A 21500-nucleotide genomic window follows, 5' to 3' on the forward strand; every position below is an offset into this window, starting at 1 on the left:
ATATAAAATAAAGATGTATGACAAGGAAAAAAATAAAAATATTAAACACCTGAATACGCCATAAAACCTCCATCTACAGGAATTGTCACTCCGGTAACAAATGCTGACATATGATCATCAACAAGCCATAATAGGGTACCAAAAAGATCTTCTGGCGTACCAAACCTTCTCATTGGTGTGTTCGAAATAATCTTATGAGACCTCTCTGTATAATCTCCTTCTTCATTTAAGAGAAGGTTTTTATTTTGTGAGGTTAAAAAGAAGCCCGGTGCAATAGCATTCACTCTAATTCCTGCCTCAGCCATATGAACAGCTAACCATTTGGTGAAATTTTCAATTGCTGCTTTTGCCGCGCTATAAGCAGGCACTTTGGTCATTGGAGAAGGGGCACTCATAGATGACATGTTGATGACAACTGCTCCCTTTTGATGAACCATATTTTTAGTGAAAATTTGTGTAGGAATGAAAGTCCCCATAAAATTTAAATCAAATACATTTTGCACACTATCTGTACTTAAATGAAAAAAAGTATTTATCTTAGGATTAGTAAGGTCTTCTGTTTGAAATATTTCGTTGGTTGTATTTGCACTGGAGTGGTTACCACCAGCTCCATTTATCAATATTGTACACATGCCTAATTCCTCTGTTACAATCTTCTCGGCTTGTTCAACACTCTCTTTATTCAGAACATCACATTTAATCGCAATCGCTTTCCCGCCCATAAGGTTAATTTCTTCGGCTACCTTTTCACCCTTTTCGACTGTTCTATTTAAAATAGCCACAGACACGCCATGTCTAGCAAGTTCCTTTGCCATGGCGCTGCAAAGTACTCCACTTCCTCCTGTTATGGCAGCTACTTTACCAGCTAAATTTTTATTTTCTTGTATGTTTACCATGTAGCTTCCTCCTTTGCTTCTTTTAGTACAGAATGTTTATTTTTTAATGCATCCCAAGCTCCCCACAAATACATAATTCCAAGTGCTCTATCATAAAGACCATATCCAGGCCTACATTGTTCACCCCAAATGTGTCTTCCATGATCGGGTCTACAATAACCTTTGAATCCGCTTTCATAATAAGCATGTATAATGGCTGAAACATCTACTGATCCATCTTTTGATCGATGCGATGTTTCAACAAAGTCCCCGTTATCATATACACGTACATTTCTTATATGAGTAAATGGTATCCTATCAATAAATTCGTGAATCATAGAAACTAAATCATTTTCTAAGTTTGCTCCTAAAGATCCTGTACAGAGCGTTATACAATGATATGGGCTACTATTTAGTTGTAAAATTTTTCTGATGTTTTTTTGGTTAGTTACTATTCGCGGTAGACCAAAGACAGGCCAAGGTGGATCGTCAGGATGAATAGCCATTTTAATATCATGAAGTTCTGCAATTGGAATAACCTGATCTAAAAAATATTTCAAGTTGGCCCATAAATCATTTTCTGTTATATTTTTGTAGGCTTCAAAAAGTTGGTGGAGGTGATTTAACCGCTCTGGTTCCCAACCTGGGATGGTTAAACTGGAGTTCTCACTAATTTTATTTACTAAGTCTTTCGGATCGATATCTTTAATTCGACTATGTTCATAAAATAGAGCTGTAGAGCCATCAGAAAGTGTTTTATTTAAGTCTGTACGGATCCAATCAAATACAGGCATAAAGTTATAACATATGACTTTAACACCCACCTTTGCTAGCTTCTGAATTGTTTTCTTATAATTTTCTATGTATCGATCTCTAGTTGGAAGTCCGAGCTTAATGTCTTCATGAACATTCACGCTTTCAACCACTTCAATATGAAGGTTATGTTTATCAGCTAATTTTTTCATTTCTACAATTCTTTCTATTGGCCACTCTTCTCCTACGGGCACATCATGCAGTGCCCAAACAATTCCTTCCACTCCTGGAATCTGGTTTATTTGTTCCAGTGTTATAGTGTCGTTTCCTTCTCCAAACCATCTAAATGTCATCCTCATCTACCATCACCCCTAAAAAATAAGTAACAACCTATTTTTATTTAAAATAATTTGGATATTCTTTCTTCAATAATTCTTTATCAACAAGTGCAATTTTCAAATGCTCTTCCATGATTTTTTCAGCTTTATCAGCATCTTGATCTTGTATAGCTTTGAAGATATTTACATGTTGAGAAAAAATATTATCCCAATTATAATCTGTTACTAGTCTTAACATGCGACTCCTATTAAAGTGTACATTCATCTGTTGAATAACTAACCATGTTTTTTCTTTTTTACACCGTTTGAAAATAGTTCTATGAAACTCCTCATCTAATTCAAACATTTTTTTATAGTCTTTTTTCTTAACGCAAATTTTTTGCATACTTAAATTCATATCTAAATCAATAATCAACTCTTCAGAAGGTTCCTGGCAGGCTAGTCTAATCACTGCCTTCTCGAGATGTTCTCGCATAAACCGTGCTTCCTCCACAAGGTTCAAATCAATTAAAGAAACAAATGTACCTCGTTGAGGATAGATACTTAATAATCCTTCTTGAGATAATTTTAAAAAGCTTTCTCTTACAGGAGTTCGACTAACATTAAATTGAACGGATATTTCTTTTTCAGAAATAATTGTCCCAGGTGGAAGCTTCAGGCTTAATATTTGATCTTTTAGCATATTGTAAACTTGTTCCCTCGTAGAGAGGTTTTGGTTTTTAAAATCAATATTCATTATTCTAATCTCCTTTCTCTAACATACTACCATACAAGTGCATTAGAATGGTAGACACTAATTTTATTTTTCTGAATATTCGTGCTGTGAGTATTTATAACTCTTGATGATTCCAACTATGTAAGCCATGATCAATCATAAGAGTGCGGGATATTAAAAAGAAAATTCAAAAAACTATACAAAATTCAAAAAGATTGAGTTATAATGTTTTTGATCTACCATACTAGTATAACTAGAATATTAATAAAACGAACGGTACTCTGATCTATCAGTTAGGTGAATCATTAAGTTTTTTGAAAGCGCTATCTCATTATTAGAAGTGAAAATTTATCTTCTTGCAGAAGGGAAAGATTGATATGTCCAACATCGCAATTATAGGAACTGGATCTATTGCAACTGCCCATATTGAGGCTTATCTTGCAATGCCTGAAATCAGTAAAATTGTAGCTTTAGCTGATATTTATCCTGAAAAAGCAATGTCTGTAGCAACAAAATATAACCTAGAAGCACGAGTTGTCGCTAACTACCAAGAGTTATTGAATGATCCTACTATTGATGCCGTTTCCATTTGTACACCTCCTTATATGCATGCAACCATTGCCATCGATTTTCTTAAAGCAGGCAAACATGTCTTAGTAGAAAAACCTATGGCTTCTTCTCTAAAAGAATGTGACGAAATGATAAAAGCATCTATTGAAAGCCAGAAGCTTTTATCCGTTGTTGCTCAAAACAGGTTTATGACTCCCATTATGAGATTAAAACATGTCCTTGATCAAAACCTAATTGGAAAAATCGCTCATACTCAAGTGGATTCTTTTTGGTGGCGTGGCCATAGTTATTATGATTTATGGTGGCGCGGTACATGGGAAAAAGAAGGTGGAGGTTGTACACTTAATCATGCTGTCCATCATATTGATATGTTGCAATGGATGTTAGGATTGCCGACTGACATTTTTGCAGCAACTAGTAATACCCTGCATGATAATGCAGAGGTTGAAGACCTTTCTATTGCTGTACTTCGCTATGGAAATGGTAGCTTAGCACAAGTAACCAGTTCTGTTGTCCATCATGGAGAAGAACAACAACTGATTTTTCAAGGTGAAAAAGCTAGAGTATCTGTCCCGTGGAAAGTAAATGCTCAAATAGCTAAAGAAAATGGGTTTCCTCAAGAGAAAAATGATGAGGATTTAGAAAATCGTATTCAGGAAGCTTTTAATCAATATCCGGAATTACTATTTGAAGGGCATAAAGGACAAATAAATAATTTTTTAATGGCTATCAAGGGTAACCAGAAGCTTCTGATTGATGGAACAGAAGGAAGAAATACACTAGAACTGATTACAGCCATCTATAAATCTGCAAACCTAGGTGTTCATGTGAAGCTTCCTCTTTTAGCAGACGATCCTTTTTACACACGTGAAGGCATGCTCGCGAACGTTAAGCATTTTTATGAAAAACAAAGCAGTGTAGAAAATTTTTCAGACGATACGATAACCGTTGGAGGAAATTACGAGAAACTATGAGTCTAACGTTATTAAATTATTAAAAATAAACTGGAAGCTAGCTAGAGGAGGAACAATCATGCAGAAAAGTGATGGAATGAATTATGCTCCTAAGGGAAAAAGTGCCCCTGTCGTTACAGAAGGACAATTCGTAATAGCAGCTATAGGTCTTGATCATGGACACATCTATGCAATGTGCAATGGATTAACCGAGGCTGGGGCTACATTAAAATGGGTTTATGATCATGATCAGAAAAAAGTACAAGAATTTTGTAAAGCATATCCGGAGGTACAGGTAGCCAAAAGTGAGAAAGAAATTCTCGAAGATCCAGATGTAAGGCTCGTGGCAGGCGCAACCATTACATCTAAACGCTGTGATTTAGGGCTGCGTGTTTTAGATCGTGGTAAGCATTACTTTACGGATAAATCACCATTTACAACGTTAGAACAATTGGAGCTTGCTCGTAAAAAAACAGCTGAAACGGGGCTTAAATGGGCTGTTTATTATAGTGAACGTTTGCACGTGGAGAGTGCCGTATTTGCTGGTCAATTGATTGAACAAGGAGCAATTGGAAAAGTGGTACAAGTTCTTGGAACTGGCCCACATCGTAGTAATGTAGAAAGCAGACCAAGCTGGTTTTTTGAAAAGGAGTATTACGGAGGTATTCTATGTGATATTGGTAGTCACCAAATTGAACAATTCCTTTACTATTCTGGCGCAAAAGATGCAAAAGTTGTACATAGTAAAGTGGGCAATTACAAACATCATCAATATCCAGAATTGGAAGACTTCGGCGATGCTACTTTGATTGCTGATAATGGGGCTACAAACTACTTTAGAGTAGACTGGCTGACTCCTGATGGCCTTAGCACTTGGGGGGATGGGCGCACATTCATTCTTGGAACAGATGGGTATATTGAAATTCGCAAATACGTAGACATAGCAAGGGATAAAATAGGAGACCATTTATACTTAGTAAATCAACATACAGAGCAACATTTTTCTCTAAATGGAGAAGTAGGATTCCCTTACTTTAGTGAACTTATTTTAGATTGTTTAAACGATACTGAAAATGCTATGACTCAAGAACATACTTTTAAAGCCGCAGAACTATGCTTAATTGCACAACGAGACGCAATCTACGTAAATACGGAGTTTGAATTAAGTAAGATCTAAAAAAGTGAGGTGTTATTTTTGTTAATAACACCTTATTTCATTTAATTGAGATTTTCTAAACATAAGTATAGAGGTGACTATATTGTCTACATTCCTAAGCGAAGATATGATGCTTAATCACGAAAGTTCAAAAGTTCTTTATCATGATTACGCGAAAAATATGCCAATCTATGATTTTCATACGCATTTAATGGCTGATGACATTGCTATTAACAAAAAATATGAAAATATGACTGATATTTGGCTTAATGGAGATCACTATAAATGGAGGGCTATGCGATGGTTAGGCGTAGAAGAAAGATTGATCACGGGGAATGCAAGTGACAAGGAAAAATTCTTAGCTTGGGCCCAAACTGTTCCATATACAATAGGAAACCCTCTTTATCATTGGTCACATTTAGAATTAAGTCGTTATTTCAATATAAATGAGTTGTTCTCAGAAAAAAATGCACATAAAATTTGGGATATCTGTAATGAGAGATTAAATGAAAGTAACATGTCCACAAATGGAATTTTAGAAAAATTTAATGTAAAAGTTGTATGTACGACTGATGATCCAATTGATACTTTAGAAATTCATCAAATCATACGTAAAGATGTAGGGATTACAACTAGGGTTCTACCTACATTTAGACCGGATCATGCTTTAAATATTGAACAATCAAATTTTGTGAATTATATAGAAAAATTAGGTGAGTCAATCAACGGCGTTGTTTTAACATATGAAAACTTTATCGCTTCTTTACATTCACGAATTGATTATTTTCACGCGAATGGATGCAGAATTTCTGATCATGGTTTTGAAATATTTCCATTTTCACCAGCTACTGATCAAGAAGTGTCTTCTATATTTGTACGTGCGCTGCAAGGAAAAACACTATCCCAAGAGGATATAAATAAATTTAAAACAAACACTCTTCTTCACCTTAGTAAAAAATATCATTCTCTTCATTGGACCATGCAATTACACATAGGTGCTTTAAGGAATAATAACACACGAATGTTCAACTTAACGGGAAAAGATAGTGGGTACGACTCTATGTCTGACTTCCACCTAGCAAGACATTTAAATGGTTTTTTGAATGACTTAGACGAAGATAACCTTTTACCTAAAACCATTATCTATAATTTAAATCCCGTTCATAATGCTATTGTGGCCTCTACTATAGGGAATTTTCAGTCTTCTGATACCAGAGCAAAAATTCAATTTGGATCCGGGTGGTGGTTTAATGATCAAAAAGACGGCATGCTAGATCAAATGAAAACATTATCTAATATAGGTTTGCTTAGCACTTTCGTAGGTATGCTTACAGACTCAAGAAGCTTTTTATCGTTCCCTCGCCATGAATATTTCAGAAGAATTTTATGTAATTTATTTGGGACTTGGATAGAAAATGGTGAGCTTCCAAGGGATTACGAATTTATAGGAAAAATAGTCAAAGATATTTGTTATAACAATGCCGTGAATTATTTTAACATTGAAATAAATGAGAGACAGTACCAATGAAAACGAATTAATAATACAGTAAGATATTACTTTTATTAACAGATTGATTAAGTTCTTTTGTTAAATAGTCATTGATATTCAATGACTTAGAAACGCAATACATTTTTTTAGGTTAAATGAAGACTGATCATAAATAAAGTAAAAAACTGGACATGATGTACTCATGTCCAGTTTTTTTATTAATGAACGCCTTTCATCGCTTTCTTAATCACTGGTGTAAGTAATAGCATCACACCGCATAAAACGATGGCAAGCAATCCGATGATACCGAAATAGACGGTTTCTGGCACTTTATCAAACAGTTTGACCACTTGCGCATTGATCGCCTGTGCCATCGCATTTGAAAGGAACCAAAGGCTCATCGTTTGCGCTGAGAAGGCAGCAGGTGCAAGCTTTGTTGTCGCTGACAGCCCAACTGGTGATAAGCAGAGCTCTCCGATCACGACAAGGAAGAAGCTCAGAACGAGCCATAATGGGCTCACAAGTGTATTCGGACCAGACATGTAGGCAGGAATGATCATGATGATGAAGGATAATCCTGCAAACAGAAGGCCAAGTGAGAACTTAATCGGGGTAGACGGCTGTTTTTTCCCTAGTCTAATCCACAACCAAGCAAACACAGGAGACAAGAGCACAATGAAAATTGGGTTCAATGATTGGAACCATGAAGAGGCAAGTGTCATCCCAAGGAAATTCAAGTTTGTTCGTTGATCTGCATATGTGGCTAGAATGTTTGAGCCTTGTTCTTGAATCGCCCAGAACATCACCGCAGCAAGGAACAATGGAATATAAGCGAGAACCCTGGATTGCTCCACTGGGCTCGTCTTTTTACTGAAATACATGACGATGAAATACACAATCGGAATGAGCACACCAAGGACACTGACAAACCAAGTGAATAGATTAATCGTGAGTGCGCCTGTTTGAATGCCAATGACGACAAAAACAGCGAGCACAATGGCAATTAATGTTCCGAAAATTTTGAAGTTCTTGCGTTCAGTAGCTGATAACGGATTTGTTACATAAGTACCGGCAAGACCAAGATTCGGTTTTTTCGTGATCACAAATGTAATCAGACCAACAAGCATCCCAACGGCAGCAAGTGAGAATCCGAGGTGGAAGTTCACTTTTTGACCGAGTGTTCCGACAATTAGTGGGGCAATAAAACCGCCCATGTTGATCCCCATGTAGAAAATACTAAAGCCAGAATCCCTGCGTGGGTCTGTTCTGGAATACAAGTCGCCAACAATGTTTGAAACATTCGGCTTCAGAAGACCTGTCCCAATAATAATCAGCCCCATACTAATAAAGAGCGCTGTTGCACCGCTTGGCAAAGCCAAAATGACATGTCCAAGCATAATGAAAACCCCGCCATAAAAGACCGTACTGGACGAACCGAATACTCGGTCGGCGAGCCATCCGCCAATAATGCCTGACATATAGACAAGCGCACCGTAGACAGACATGATCGAATTGGCTGTCGTCTGATCAAAACCAAGACCGCCCTTTGTCACCTCTGTGTACATATAGTAAATAAGCAGTGCACGCATGCCGTAATAAGAGAAACGCTCCCAAAATTCAGTGAAAAACAGTGTGTAAAGTCCTTTAGGATGTCCAAAAAAACCTTTTTGAGGAACACTTTTAACAATTTTATCGTGGTCGATTGTTGACATGGCATAGATCCTTTCTTAAAAAAAGAGATATGAGAAAAATGATATTCTTGTATAGTTCTTGTGTCAATATAAAACTATTCTAAAACAGGAAAATGTTAGTTCAATAGGCGTAAAGACTCAAAAAACGAAAAATTCTTTCAAGTTAGAATGGTCAGAAAGTTATATTGGAAGAATTTATTTAAAATTTGAAGGATTGTACAAGCAAACCTTTTACATATGCATAGGATGACAAGAGGACATGTGTGAAAAGGAGGGGTTTAGATTGGGGGAATTGAATGAATCTGATCTAAAAAAACCTGTTGTCAATGTTCAAGATTTTGGTGTAGTGGCGGATGGGAAAACGGACTGTACAGCGAGGCTCAATGAATGCTTAGAATGGACGAAAGCACAGGGGTATTCCCATGTCTGGCTGCCGAGCGGCACGTATGTCATCGATGCTGTGTACAGAGGTGATCAATTTTTTCCTTTCCGGGGTGCGGGTATACGTGTGCCAAGTCATATGACCATTGAGATGGCGCCGGATGCCGTAATTAAGGTGAGGCCAAATGATTCGTGGGGGTATGCGGCCTTTTATATAGGAAAGGTTCAGCATGTGACCATCCGGGGTGGGCGAATCGAAGGGGATCGCCATGAGCATGTGTACAAGTCGCTTCCCCCTGAACGAAAAACCCATGAATGGGGCTTTGGGATATGTATTGAAGGGGCCTCTGATGTGGAAGTGAATCGTGTACAAATCAAGAATTGTACGGGAGACGGCATCATTGTCAGTCCCCACGGTTTATTATCACAAGCTGAATCGTACTCGCCTGCTTCATCTATTCACATTTCTGGCTGCCACATCACAGATTCAAGACGAAACAATATCTCGATTACAGGCTGTGATGGAGTCATTGTGGAGGACTGCCTGCTTGAGAGAGCAGGAGTTGACGGAGTCGAGCCGAGAATGGGCATTGATATTGAAGGCTACGGAGAAAATGCGGTTAATATGGAGGAACCACTGAATATTCAAATTCGAAACAACATTGTAAGAGGTGGTGCCGCAAGCTCCATTTATAACTTCAACGGCTATGGTGTCATCATTGAAGGCAATCACACAGACAGCAGTATCTCCTATGGCTTTGCCACCGAAACCATCATTGCCAACAATTTGATCCGTGCAGTAGGAGGAGGCGTCACAAAAGCTGGGATTACGAGCTTAGGAGTCTCTTTTGGTCAAACGGAAAACAATGTGATCATTATTGGCAATATGATTGAGGGATTTGAAAAAGGGATTGATGTGAGGGGCGATAGTGTTCACATTACAGGGAATAAGATCAGTCTATTTGAAGATGCGGCTTTGTCCGTTTATATGGCGAACCGTATTCTAATAGAAGGAAATCATATTGAATCGGGGACGAATATAGGGCAAAGAAGCGCAGCGCTGCGTATCTATCAGTCGGATAGCGTCGTCTTTTCAAACAATACGATTTACTCGGTGATTGATGGAGCGATGGTGAGAGGAACGAATATCCTGATCCAGCACAATCAATTTAAAGATTTCAGCAGAGGGATCTGGGTGCAGGAAGGAGAAGCTGGAGTTAACGGCAATCTCTTTATTCAAGAAGGACACCCAGAGCTAGGGTCTTCGTATACGATCAGTGTCACTGGAAATGCAAAGGCTTTCATTTGGCAAAATCGCTTTAAGCACTACCAAAACTACGCCGTATACAGCAGCACGACTGGTCCATTAGAAATCAAAGACAATTCCTTTGAAGAATCATCTTTATATGTCGTGATGTATATTAAGAACGGTTCACCACAAATCGGAGATAACCGCTTTTATTTAAATCGTTCGATCGGACAGCCGACGGCGATCTTTATCGATCGAGCCGCCTCAGCCCGTGTGCTGCGGAATAACATCATTAATTTATCTCCTCAAAAAGCGATTGCCGTCCGCACCATTTCTTCCACTCATTCCGTGATCGCCCATAACATGCTGGAACGCAGTCAATTGGTGACACATACCACAGACCGGCTCATCGGAAATATCGAAATCGATACACCGTGATGAACGAGTGAAATTCCTGATTTTGGAGGTTCAGAAGGCGGTTGACAATCATGTAAAAAGGGCATATAGTAATAATTATTTTTCATTTTTCGCAACATTTGCCCTTTTTTTATTGTTAAAACCGATTAATTCAATCAGAAAAATGTATCTTCTGAGGACTTCAGTTTGATACAGCAGGATATAGAAAGGATGAAGAACAAGTGTCACAGCCGAAAAGGAAGCTCAAGCTAGGCGTATTCATCGCAGGAACTGGACATCATGTTGCCTCTTGGAGACATCCGAATGCCGTATCAGATGCAGCCATGAACCTTGATTATTTTAAACAATTAGCGAAAAAAGCAGAGGAAGGAAAGCTAGATTTACTCTTTTTAGCCGACAGCTTATCCATTAACCAAACCTCTCATCCTAATGTACTGACGAGATTTGAACCGCTTACCCTGCTTTCGTCCATTGCTGAGTCTACTTCATCAATTGGTTTAGCAGCAACAGCATCCACTACATACAGTGAACCTTTCCATATTGCAAGACAGTTTGCCTCCCTTGATCATTTATCAGGCGGAAGAGCGGCATGGAATGTGGTCACATCTTCTATTGAAGAAACAGCGAAAAACTTTAGCGGCGAAGAGCATTTAGCACACCATAAACGATACGAGCGAGCAGAAGAGTTCGTTGAAGTCGTCAAAGGTCTTTGGGATTCTTGGGAGGAAGACGCCCTTGTCAGAAACAAGGAAACGGGAGAATTCTTTGAATCTAGTAAGCTGCATGAGCTCCAGCATAAAGGAGAGTTCTTCTCAGTACGAGGTCCTCTCAATGTATCACGCACGCCTCAAGGGCAGCCAGTGATCATTCAAGCAGGATCATCCGAAGATGGTCAAAACCTTGCAGCAAAAACAGCTGAACTCATTTTCACTGCACAAAACGATCTCGAAAAAGCGAAGGAATTTTATCAAAGCTTAAAGGAGAAAGTAGAGACTGCTGGTCGTGCTAGAGAGGACGTCAGCATTATGCCGGGGATCTTCCCGATTATTGCTGATACAGAGGAAGAAGCCAAAGCGAAATATGAAGAATTACAGGAGCTGATTGTTCCTGAGATTGGGCTTAGCATTCTGCAAAACTACTTAGGTGGGATTGATCTGTCTCAGTATCCTTTAGACGGACCGCTTCCAGAAATTGATCCAAGCACGTCAAATGCGGTAAAAAGCCGTTTTGATCTCGTGATGAATATGGCGAGAAAGGATCACCTGACCATTCGCCAGCTCTATCAATCGGTTGCCGGCTCTCGTGGTCATAATATTTTCATTGGTACACCGCAGCAGCTCGCAGATGTGATGGAAACATGGATCAATGAAGAAGCAGCAGACGGCTTTAACGTCATGCCGCCGCTATTGCCAGAAGGGCTGGATATGTTCGTAGACCGCGTCGTCCCAATCCTTCAGGAAAGAGGCTTATTCAAAACAGAATACACAGGACAAACCTTACGAGAAAATCTAGGATTAACTGAGCCAAAAAATCGCTACACGACATAAAGGTGAGGTGACTAACGTTGGGATACACGTTTCGTCTGGCAACAGAGGCAGATATAGAGGCGCTTCTTGAACTGACAACAAGAGCCTATGAGCCAATTCGTGAGCTCGGCATCCAGTTCCAAGCAGCACATGCTGATTTTGCTCTCGTTCAGAAAAATGTACAAAAGAATCTTTGCTATGTGATGGAAGAAAACGGAGAGCTTCTATCCACCTTGTCGCTCCGTATGCCTTGGGGAGAACAGCCAGGCCCGTTCGGCGTCCCTCACATTTGGTGGTTTGCCTCAGAACCATCCGCCAAAAAAGGGACAGGCTCTGTCTTGCTGGAATGGGTGGAAACCGAAGTGTTAAGGGATACCTTGAAGGTGCCATACGTATCTCTAGGTACAGCTGATAAGCATCCGTGGCTCATAGACATGTATGAGCGCAAAGGCTACGTCAGAGCAGGAGAAAAGGATTTAGGCAAGGGGCACATCACGGTTTATTTTAAAAAACAACTAAGATCAGATATCACACAACCATAAAAGGAAAGAAGGGTATACGAACATGAAAAACAAAAAGTGGCTAGTCGTTCTATTTGCAGCAATGCTGGCAGTTTTAGCAGCTTGCGGCGGGGGCAATCAGGGTGAAGGCAAAGATGAAAAAGTATTAAAGGTAGGTGCCACAGGACAAAGCTATCCGTTTGCCTATAAAGACAATGGCAAGCTTGTTGGCTTCGATGTCGAAGTAACTGAAGCGGTTGCGAAAAAGCTCGGCTACAAACTAGACTGGCAGCTGAGTGAATTCAGCGGACTCATGGGACAGCTGACATCTGGTAAGCTGGATACAGTGTCAAACCAAGTCGCAGTCACAGATGAGCGTAAACAAACGTTTAATTTCACTGATACGTACGCTTATGCAGGAACACAAATCATCGTGAAAAAGGACAACAATGACATCAAAGGTCTTGATGATTTAAAAGGGAAAACAGTGGCGGCGGTTCTTGGCTCTAACCACGCCAAAAACTTAGAGAGCAAAGACCCAGACAAAAAAATCAATATTAAAACATATGAAACGCAAGACGGTGTCTTAAATGAAGTGGCAAATGGCCGCGTAGATGCTTATGTCAACGGACGCAGTGTATTACTTGCTCAAATTGAAAAAACAGGTCTGCCACTCAAAATCGTTGGCAACCCAATTGTGTATGAAGAAGTAGGCTACCCATTTGCCAAAGATAAAAAGCATGACAAGCTAAGAGAAGAATTTAACAAAGCGATCAAAGAATTAAGAGAAGACGGGACACTTAAGAAATTGTCTGAGAAGTATTTCAAAGACGATGTCACAGTGCCAATTAAAAAATAACGACAGCGGCGGTGAAGAGCAGACATGAACAAAATTGATTGGCAGTATATGGTGACGGTTTTTCCGACATTGATTCAATACTTGCCGATAACGATCTTCATGGCGATTGTCTCCATGGTTTTTGCCATTATCATTGGTGTGGTATTCGCTCTTATTACGAAAAACCGGATACCTGTTTTATACCAATTTGCCAAGCTGTATATTTCTTTTTTCAGAGCGGTTCCAACCTTGGTTCAGCTCTTTCTCATTTATTTTGGTCTTCCGCAGCTATTCCCTGCGATGACCTCAATGGATGCCCTAACAGCGGTCATTATCGGATTAAGTATTAAAAACTCAGCATACTTAGCAGAAATTTTCAGAGCGGCCCTCAACTCTGTAGATGAAGGGCAGCTAGAAGCTTGTCTATCTGTCGGCATGACAAGATGGCAATCTTACGTCAGAATTATTTTCCCACAGGCAATTAGAAATGCGATTCCAGCGACGGGGAATACCTTTATCGGTCTTTTAAAAGAAACATCTCTTGCCTTTACGATTGGTGTGGCAGAAATGTTTGCACAAGGGAAGATGATTGCATCGGCGAACTATAAATACTTTGAAACCTATTTAGCCGTAGGGATTGTGTATTGGGTGATGACCATCATTTATAGCTTCCTTCAAGATCTATTTGAACGAAAAATTAGCAAACCTTACCGGAATTAAGGAGGTGTGGACATGATCAAGCTCACCAATTTGAAGAAATCATTCGGCGACCTTGTCGTCTTAGACGGAATCAATCTCGATGTGCAAAAAGGGCAGGTTGTGGCCATTATCGGACCTTCTGGCTCCGGTAAATCCACCTTGCTGCGCTGCTTAAATTTATTAGAAATCCCAGATGAAGGCACGATTGAAATTGGCGATGCGAAGCTCGATGCGTCTAAATATACACGAAAAGAAGCCCATCACCTGCGTCAACAAACGGCCATGGTGTTTCAAAACTATAATCTATTTAAAAACAAGACAGCACTGCAAAATATCACAGAATCACTGCTTGTGACGAAAAAAATGACGAAGCAGCAGGCCAATGAGATAGGAATGAAGCTGCTGAAGCAGGTAGGATTAGAGCAAAAGGCTGACAGCTATCCAGTCACGTTATCTGGCGGACAGCAACAGCGAATCGGGATTGCCCGCGCATTAGCGGTTGATCCACATGCGATTTTACTCGATGAACCAACGTCAGCACTTGATCCAGAGCTTGTCTCAGGTGTGCTTCAAGTCATTAAGTCCATTGCGATTCAAGAGACAACGATGATCATCGTCACACATGAAATGACGTTTGCAAGAGAAGTGGCAGACCATGTGATTTTCATGGCGGATGGTCATATTATTGAACAGGGCACACCAACTGAGCTATTTGATGAAACGAAGAATGAACGGACAAAACGATTTATCCAAAAAGAAGCAGCGGCTGAAGAAGCATAAGCTGCTTTTTACTCTTTAGAGGGGTGAGTATCAGTGAAATCATTAGGAAATGAAGCTTTAAACAAACGTTTAATTAACATTCGTCGAGCGCTTCATGAGCATCCAGAGCTGGCATTTGAAGAACATGAAACGACTAAAAAACTGCGCGGCTGGTTAGAAGAGGAAGGGATCACCGTACTCGATTTTCCAGCTCTTCAAACAGGTGTTGTCTGTGAAATTAAAGGAGAACAAGAGGGGCCAACGATTGCCCTGAGGGCTGATATTGATGCACTTCCGATTGAAGAAGCATCTGGCGAACCATTTTCCTCAAAGGTACCGGGGAAAATGCATGCTTGCGGTCATGATTTTCATACAGCTTCTATCTTTGGAGCGGCTCTTTTATTAAAAGAACGGAAACACGAGATCAAAGGAACGGTCCGAATTTTGTTCCAGCCGGCTGAGGAAGTCGCGCAAGGAGCGAAACATGTCATAGAGGCAGGCGTTTTAGATGGAGTGGATGCGATTTTTGGTATGCACAACAAACCTGACTTGTCAGTTGGCACTATAGGCATTAGAGAAAAAGCGTTGATGGCAAGTGTAGACCGGTTTGAAATCAATATTAAAGGAACGGGTGGTCATGCAGGTATTCCGAATCATACGGTGGACCCGATTGCCATCAGCGGGCAGATCACAAGTGCTCTTCAGCAAATTGTCAGCCGCCGCATCAGCTCATTGCATCATGCAGTCGTCAGTATCACACGCATTCAAGGCGGTACATCATGGAATGTGATTCCTGATCGTGTTGAGATGGAAGGAACCGTTCGGACGTTTGAGCCTGAAGTGAGAGCGATGATTCCAGAGCTTATGAAACAAATCGTGAGTGGGATTGCCGAAGGATTTGGGGCGAAAGGCGAAGTGAGATGGCATCCGTATTTGCCATCTGTGTTAAATGACGATCGTTTGACAAAGGTGGTCGAAGAAGCGGCAGGTGCGCTGGATCTCACAGTCGTTCAGGCAGAGCAGTCACCGGGCGGAGAAGATTTTGCCCTTTATCAAGAACACATTCCAGGCTTTTTCGTATGGATGGGGACAAGCGGTACGGAGGAATGGCATCACCCTGCCTTTACATTAAATGAAGGCGCACTCCCTGTTGCCGCTGCCTTCTTTGCCGAGCTTGCTGTTCGGGCATTGGAGTCACGATCATGGAACTAACAAAACAACTGGCAGAGGCTGTACTGTCTGCTCATCCACTTCAAGATCAGCGGGCGGTAGAAATGGCTCGAAATGGTCTGTTAGACGCTGCGGCAGCAGCGCTTGCTGCGAAAGAGGATGAAGGAATTCAAAAGCTCATGGCACTGGTGGAACAAGAAGGCGGAGCCGCTCAAATTCCTGTCATTGGACAAGGGAAGAAGGTCAGCCGTCAATCAGCAGCGATGCTGAACGGCTACCTGATCCATGCCCTTGATTATGATGATGTGCATTCAGACGTGAGAGGACACCCAAGTGCGGTTATCATTCCAGCATTGCTATCACAGCTATCAGACGGCAAAGGGTTTGGCGATCGATTTTTAGCTGCCTACATCACAGGTGTTGAAGTGATGGCAAGGCTTGGCGAATCCATCGGCAAGGCGCATTATGAAAGGGGCTGGCATAATACTGGAACCCTCGGAGCCATTGCAGCAGTATGTGCCATTGGGTATTTAAAACAAGTCTCGCAGGAAGAGCTGGCGAAGGCAATCGGCTTTGCCGGAGCGCAATCAGCCGGAATGAGAAAGCAGTTTGGCTCTGATATGAAACCATTACAAGCCGGCTTAGCGGCTAAAACAGCTGTCTGGTCTATGGATTTAGCTTCTTCAGGTTTCGGCGGGAATGAATCGGTTCTTGATGGTACGCTTGGTTTCTTTTCTCTCTATGGAGATCAGGAGCGTGCGGAAAGTCGTTTACTAGAGGGGTATGGTACAACGTGGCGTATTGTCTCGCCGGGGCTATGGTTCAAAGTATATCCGTTCTGTTCAGCTGCGCATCATGCAGCCGATGCGATCCAATCCTTAATGAAAGAGCATACTTTCTTACCGGAGCAGGTGAAACAAGTAGAGGTCCTATTCCCGCCTGGCGGAGATGCAGCGCTTATTGAGCGGGCACCTTCGACTGGAGAAGAAGGACGATTCAGTGTTGAATATGTGATCGCACTTGCCGTGTTTGGACAGACGCTCACGCTGGATCACTTTACGAAAAAAACCATTCCATCACACATGCGCACATGGATGAAGCGGGTGAGCAGAGGATATGATCAAACGATAGAACCCCATCCAGACGCTGTCCCAAAAGATCGTTTTACGATTGTGAAGCTTACCTTATCTGATGGCACCATCATTAGCGAACGAGTCGATATTCCGCGGGGCGCACCAGGCCACGCATTATCGAAAGAAGACATCATGCAAAAATTAAACAGTGTCACTGACGATTCGCATGCACAGGAGATTTTACAAGTTATTGAAGACGGAAACGATTCTTCTTATTTGCAGCAGTTGGCATGATTTAAAAAGAAGAAAAAGGGCTAAAATAAACATCATTTTAGCCCTTTTTGGATATATCATTTCTTAATCCATTTTGGTAAACGTCAAGCCAATATGAGCAAGTGCCTGCGGCAAGTCTTTCCGAATGGTGATGTCTTTAAATGAAATATTCGATTGAATCGCACTTAAAGCAAGGTCTTGCTTAATCCCTGTTAAAACAGCCGAAATTCCTAAAAGTCTCAGCGTTTGTGCATAGCTGACCAGATATTGAATGCTCTGTTCATTCAGGCGTTTTGTTCCCGATACATCAATGACCAAATGAGAGAGCGACAGCCTATAGCTTTCCTGTAAAATGGTTTCTAATATATGCTGAGCACGTGTCTCCTCGATATCACCAAGTAGAGGAAGCACAGCGACACCGTCAACAACTGGGACGATCGGTACAGATAATTGCTGAATCTGCCGGTTGGCACGGTCTAGTTCGAGGACGTAGCTTAATAGAGAAGCCATCGTTTCAAACATATGCACATGTTCTTCTGTGAATTGCTGCGGTCTTAGATCAAGCCCGCAAATCGTTCCGTAGTTCGTACCATCTGTAAAATCAATCGGCACTCCGATGAATGATCCGCCTTGAAGACGTTTCGTAACTTCTAAGTATTTAGAACGATCATCCAATGATATATCAGGGATCACAAGCGTATCCTGATGATCAACCGCCAGCTTGCAAAATGTCTTCTCGTAAGGAATTTCTTCTCCTTCTTCAAGAAGCTGCTCGTCATGATTTAGCACCTTGACAATCTGATTGGTGGTTTGATCGTTTTTAGCAATAAACAGTGTATTCACATCAGTGAATTGACTCATCATATTTAGAATACTCGTAGAAGCATCATGAAAATTGCGAAACTGTTTTAATAGTTGTTGACGAGGCATTGTTTTAGGACTCCTTGTAGCTCCGATCATAGGCCGGAACAATAGTTGGTTTGTCTCTATCATACAAAATCAAACGAGAAATAGATATACTTTAATATGTGAATCGGGTGAGAACAAAAAAGACTGCCGATCCTGAGATCTGGCAGCCTGCTGATTAAAGAGAGACAGGGACAGTAGACATAGAGAAAAATTCCTCATACAACGCTTGAACGGCTTCTTTTTCTTGAGCCGCTTTGACGCCAAACATCATGCTGACCTCGGAAGAACCTTGATTGATCATTTCAATATTGACCTTCGCTTTTGACAGCGCCTTTGCTGCTCTTGCTGTGGTGCCAACATTGTGACGCATCGCTTCTCCTACAATCATAATGAGGGAGAGATTCGGCTCTAATACGACCTCATCTGCATCAAGCACAAGCTTTAAGCGATCGAGTAGCTCTTGTTCAATATGCTGCTCCTCCAGCTGATCCTGCCTTAAAATAATGTTCATATCATCAATGCCAGAAGGGACGTGCTCATACGTAAGCCCATATTCCTCTAACGTTTGCAGCACCTTACGCCCAAATCCGACTTCTCGGTTCATCAAATATTTGCTAATATAAATGCTGCAAAATCCGCTGTCTGAAGCGATTCCGACAACGGGTCCATTTGTATGATCCCGCTGGTTCACAATTTTTGTGCCTTTTGCCGAAGGATTATTGGTGTTTTTAATCTGCACAGGAATGCCTGCACGGAAGGCCGGAATGAGTGCTTCATCATGGAACACAGAAAAACCAGCATAGGACAGCTCGCGCATTTCCCGGTACGTTAGCTCTGTAATCTCCTTCGGCTCATGAACGATCGTTGGATTGACAGCGTAGACAGCATCCACATCTGTAAAGTTTTCATACACATCTGCCTTCAAACCGTTTGCCAAAATCGAACCGGTAATATCGGAGCCGCTGCGAGAAAAGGTGACGATATCTCCCGATAGATTAAAGCCAAAAAAGCCAGGGAAGATGATGATGCCAGAGCGCTCTCTTAATTTATACAAATGATCATATGACTCCGGAAGGACTTGCGCTTGACCAGGCTCATCGCTCACAAATAAACCGGCTTCCTTTGGGTTCACATAGTGAGCTTCGACACCTTGATAGCGGAAATAGGCGGCAATGAGCTTTGCGTTATTGTCTTCACCGCTTGCCTTGATGGCATCAAGATATCGCTCAGGTTGAGATGTATCAGCCTGCAAGAGGGCATCTAGATCTTGCCGGATGGTGTCAATCACGTCATGACTTAACCCGAGTTCATCCGCAATCGAGGCATACCGCTTGATGACGGCTTCCTGTAAATCGTGTGCTTCGCCTAAACGTAAATATTGCTCACCACAGCTAATTAATAGATCGGTGACCTTTGTATCCGTTGAATGCCGTTTTCCTGGTGCGGAAACAACGACTGCTTTTCGAGCTGGATCTGCTGTTACAATGTCAAATACCTTTTGCAGCTGCTTGCCAGAGGCAAGTGAACTGCCACCAAATTTAACGACCTTCAATGCATACATCTCCTATAGTAAAAATTTTCTCACAAATTGAATAGTTCCTATTATCAACTCTTTTCTTTAAATTATCAAGGTTTTTCTTCACTAGAAATACAAATGTATTTTAGGGGAGGACGATATAGCGCGAGTATATGAAAAAAGAGCCGGCCATATGCCGACTCTTATTCTTATGAAGAAGATGAGGAGGATGATAGCTCCTGTTTCATCACTTTATTCTCGCGTTTTTCCTTTAAGAAAAAGGAGAGGACAAGCCCAAGGACCGCAATCAAACCAGACACGATAAATGATGTGTTCATGCCGTGAACGGCTGATTTTAATGGACTGGCCAAATCTGCATTTGCAGCAGAGCTGCTCATGATGGAGACAAGCACTGCCGTCCCAATGGAACCACCCACTTGTCTCATCGTGTTATTCATCGCTGTCCCATGCGGGATCAAATGAGGCGGTAAAGAGTTAATACCTGCTGTTGTCAGCGGCATCATGATCATCCCAACCCCAATTAAGCGCAGTGTGTAAGCGACCGTAATGAGGGCGATGGATGAATCAAGGGTGAGCAGCATAAATGGCAAGGTCGTCACGGTAAGTATCGTAAACCCGCCTAATGCCAGCCCTTTTCCGCCGACTTTATCAAAAATCCGTCCAATAATTGGTGAGAGGAGTCCCATAAAGAGAGCACCTGGCAGTAAGATAAGCCCTGTATCAAGAGCAGACAATCCTCTCACATTCTGCGTATAGAGCGGCAGAATCGTCTCTGTCCCAATCAATAAAGCAAAGACAAGCATCCCAAGGAAGGTCGTTAAGCTAAAGATCGCAAACTTAAAGACACCAAATTCAAGCATCGGTCTTGTCAAATTCGACTGGCGCAGAATAAAGAAGAACAAGCTCACAGCGCCGACAATCAGTGATATGAGGACAGTGGCACTCGTCCAGCCATATGTGCCAACACTAGAAAATCCGTAAAGCAGCCCGCCGAAACCGAAGGACGACAAGATGACAGATAAAACATCAATACGTGCCTCTCTTTGTTGCGTTACATTTTTCATTAAGAAGAAAGCAAGAATAAGATCAATGATACCGATTGGCAGAACAATATAGAACAAGAACTTCCAGCTGAAGGCATCAACAATCCATCCGCCAAGTGTCGGTCCAAGAGCTGGTGCGAAAGATATGACAAGTCCGACCATGCCCATTGCCTGACCCCGTTTTTCTTTCGGGAAAATGGTTAAAAAGATCGTTTGCATCAGCGGCATTAAAATCCCTGCGCCAGCTGCCTGTACAATACGCGCTGCAAGTAATACAGGGAAATTCGTTGCGAATGAAGCAAGAATGGTACCGGCTGTAAAGATACTAAGCGCTGTTAAAACTAAAGAACGGCTTGAAAATTTCTCAATTAAGAAAGCCGTGATCGGGATGAGAATCCCGTTTGTCAGCATAAAGGCTGTAGTGAGCCACTGTCCTTTGCTGACATCAATATTGAATTCCTCCATGATATGTGGGATCGCTGGAATGAGCAGTGTTTGGTTTAAAATGGCGACGAATGCCCCAACGAGGAAAATCCCCACAATCACAGATCGATTATACGATGTTGTAGATTGGTTCATGTTATCC

At 41.4% G+C, this 21500-nt stretch carries 18 protein-coding genes; 11 read left to right on the forward strand and 7 right to left on the reverse strand.

The window, feature by feature from the left end; translation table 11 throughout:
• Positions 1-41: 41 nt before the first annotated feature.
• Genes MHH54_RS02110 through MHH54_RS02120 form a run of 3 tightly spaced genes read right to left on the reverse strand, consistent with a single transcriptional unit; the run spans position 42 to position 2702 of the window.
• Positions 42-896 carry an SDR family oxidoreductase gene (locus MHH54_RS02110; protein ID WP_342500614.1) on the reverse strand — a complete coding sequence of 285 codons (855 nt, stop codon included), beginning with the start codon at positions 894-896 and terminating at the stop codon, positions 42-44.
• Positions 890-1987, reverse strand: coding sequence for a mannonate dehydratase (gene uxuA / locus MHH54_RS02115; protein ID WP_003213843.1), 1098 nt, complete (start codon positions 1985-1987; stop codon positions 890-892). Before uxuA ends, MHH54_RS02110 begins: the two co-directional genes overlap by 7 nt.
• Positions 1988-2024: 37 nt before the next feature.
• Positions 2025-2702 carry a GntR family transcriptional regulator gene (locus MHH54_RS02120; RefSeq protein WP_003214342.1) on the reverse strand — a complete coding sequence of 226 codons (678 nt, stop codon included), beginning with the start codon at positions 2700-2702 and terminating at the stop codon, positions 2025-2027.
• A gap of 356 nt (positions 2703-3058) precedes the next feature.
• Here MHH54_RS02120 and MHH54_RS02125 point away from each other — a divergent pair, with 356 nt between their 5' ends.
• The 3 genes from MHH54_RS02125 to uxaC all read left to right on the forward strand — a co-directional run bounded on the left by MHH54_RS02125 (position 3059) and on the right by uxaC (position 6888).
• Positions 3059-4225, forward strand: a complete 1167-nt coding sequence (locus MHH54_RS02125; protein WP_106029606.1) for a Gfo/Idh/MocA family oxidoreductase — start codon at positions 3059-3061, stop codon at positions 4223-4225.
• A gap of 58 nt (positions 4226-4283) precedes the next feature.
• Positions 4284-5381: a Gfo/Idh/MocA family oxidoreductase gene (locus tag MHH54_RS02130; protein WP_003214043.1), complete on the forward strand. Its 1098-nt coding sequence runs from the start codon at positions 4284-4286 to the stop codon at positions 5379-5381.
• Positions 5382-5463: 82 nt separating this feature from the next.
• A complete protein-coding gene (gene uxaC, locus MHH54_RS02135; RefSeq protein WP_342500615.1) occupies positions 5464-6888 on the forward strand; it encodes a glucuronate isomerase in 1425 nt (474 codons plus the stop codon).
• 179 nt (positions 6889-7067) lie between these two features.
• Here uxaC and MHH54_RS02140 read toward each other — a convergent pair whose 3' ends face one another.
• A complete protein-coding gene (locus tag MHH54_RS02140; protein ID WP_342500616.1) occupies positions 7068-8561 on the reverse strand; it encodes a peptide MFS transporter in 1494 nt (497 codons plus the stop codon).
• A 262-nt stretch (positions 8562-8823) separates the two neighbouring features.
• Here MHH54_RS02140 and MHH54_RS02145 point away from each other — a divergent pair, with 262 nt between their 5' ends.
• The 8 genes from MHH54_RS02145 to MHH54_RS02180 all read left to right on the forward strand — a co-directional run bounded on the left by MHH54_RS02145 (position 8824) and on the right by MHH54_RS02180 (position 17446).
• Positions 8824-10608: a right-handed parallel beta-helix repeat-containing protein gene (locus MHH54_RS02145; protein WP_342500617.1), complete on the forward strand. Its 1785-nt coding sequence runs from the start codon at positions 8824-8826 to the stop codon at positions 10606-10608.
• Between the two features lie 200 nt (positions 10609-10808).
• Entirely contained in the window at positions 10809-12134 is a 1326-nt protein-coding gene (locus MHH54_RS02150) for an LLM class flavin-dependent oxidoreductase (protein ID WP_342500618.1), read from the forward strand.
• A gap of 17 nt (positions 12135-12151) precedes the next feature.
• Positions 12152-12655, forward strand: a complete 504-nt coding sequence (locus tag MHH54_RS02155; protein ID WP_003214146.1) for a GNAT family N-acetyltransferase — start codon at positions 12152-12154, stop codon at positions 12653-12655.
• Between the two features lie 22 nt (positions 12656-12677).
• Positions 12678-13472 carry an amino acid ABC transporter substrate-binding protein gene (locus tag MHH54_RS02160; protein ID WP_050945492.1) on the forward strand — a complete coding sequence of 265 codons (795 nt, stop codon included), beginning with the start codon at positions 12678-12680 and terminating at the stop codon, positions 13470-13472.
• A 24-nt stretch (positions 13473-13496) separates the two neighbouring features.
• Positions 13497-14171, forward strand: coding sequence for an amino acid ABC transporter permease (locus tag MHH54_RS02165; RefSeq protein ID WP_003214174.1), 675 nt, complete (start codon positions 13497-13499; stop codon positions 14169-14171).
• Between the two features lie 12 nt (positions 14172-14183).
• Positions 14184-14930, forward strand: a complete 747-nt coding sequence (locus MHH54_RS02170; RefSeq protein WP_044140499.1) for an amino acid ABC transporter ATP-binding protein — start codon at positions 14184-14186, stop codon at positions 14928-14930.
• Positions 14931-14963: 33 nt separating this feature from the next.
• Complete coding sequence (locus MHH54_RS02175; RefSeq protein WP_342500619.1) at positions 14964-16121, forward strand: amidohydrolase; 1158 nt, start codon at positions 14964-14966, stop codon at positions 16119-16121.
• On the forward strand, positions 16112-17446 hold the full coding sequence (locus tag MHH54_RS02180; protein WP_342500620.1) for an MmgE/PrpD family protein: 1335 nt from the start codon (positions 16112-16114) through the stop codon (positions 17444-17446). The genes MHH54_RS02175 and MHH54_RS02180 overlap by 10 nt, the downstream gene beginning before the upstream one ends.
• 63 nt (positions 17447-17509) lie before the next feature.
• Here MHH54_RS02180 and MHH54_RS02185 read toward each other — a convergent pair whose 3' ends face one another.
• From MHH54_RS02185 to MHH54_RS02195, 3 genes are all read right to left on the reverse strand, one after another.
• Positions 17510-18355, reverse strand: coding sequence for a GAF domain-containing protein (locus MHH54_RS02185; RefSeq protein ID WP_003213998.1), 846 nt, complete (start codon positions 18353-18355; stop codon positions 17510-17512).
• A 154-nt stretch (positions 18356-18509) separates the two neighbouring features.
• Positions 18510-19886 (reverse strand): aspartate kinase, encoded by a 1377-nt coding sequence (locus MHH54_RS02190; protein ID WP_342500621.1) that lies wholly within the window; start codon positions 19884-19886, stop codon positions 18510-18512.
• 173 nt (positions 19887-20059) lie between these two features.
• A complete protein-coding gene (locus MHH54_RS02195; protein WP_044140504.1) occupies positions 20060-21493 on the reverse strand; it encodes an MDR family MFS transporter in 1434 nt (477 codons plus the stop codon).
• Between the last annotated feature and the right edge of the window lie 7 nt (positions 21494-21500).

This window comes from Bacillus sp. FSL K6-4563 (assembly GCF_038630405.1).
Classification (GTDB): domain Bacteria; phylum Bacillota; class Bacilli; order Bacillales; family Bacillaceae; genus Bacillus; species Bacillus pumilus.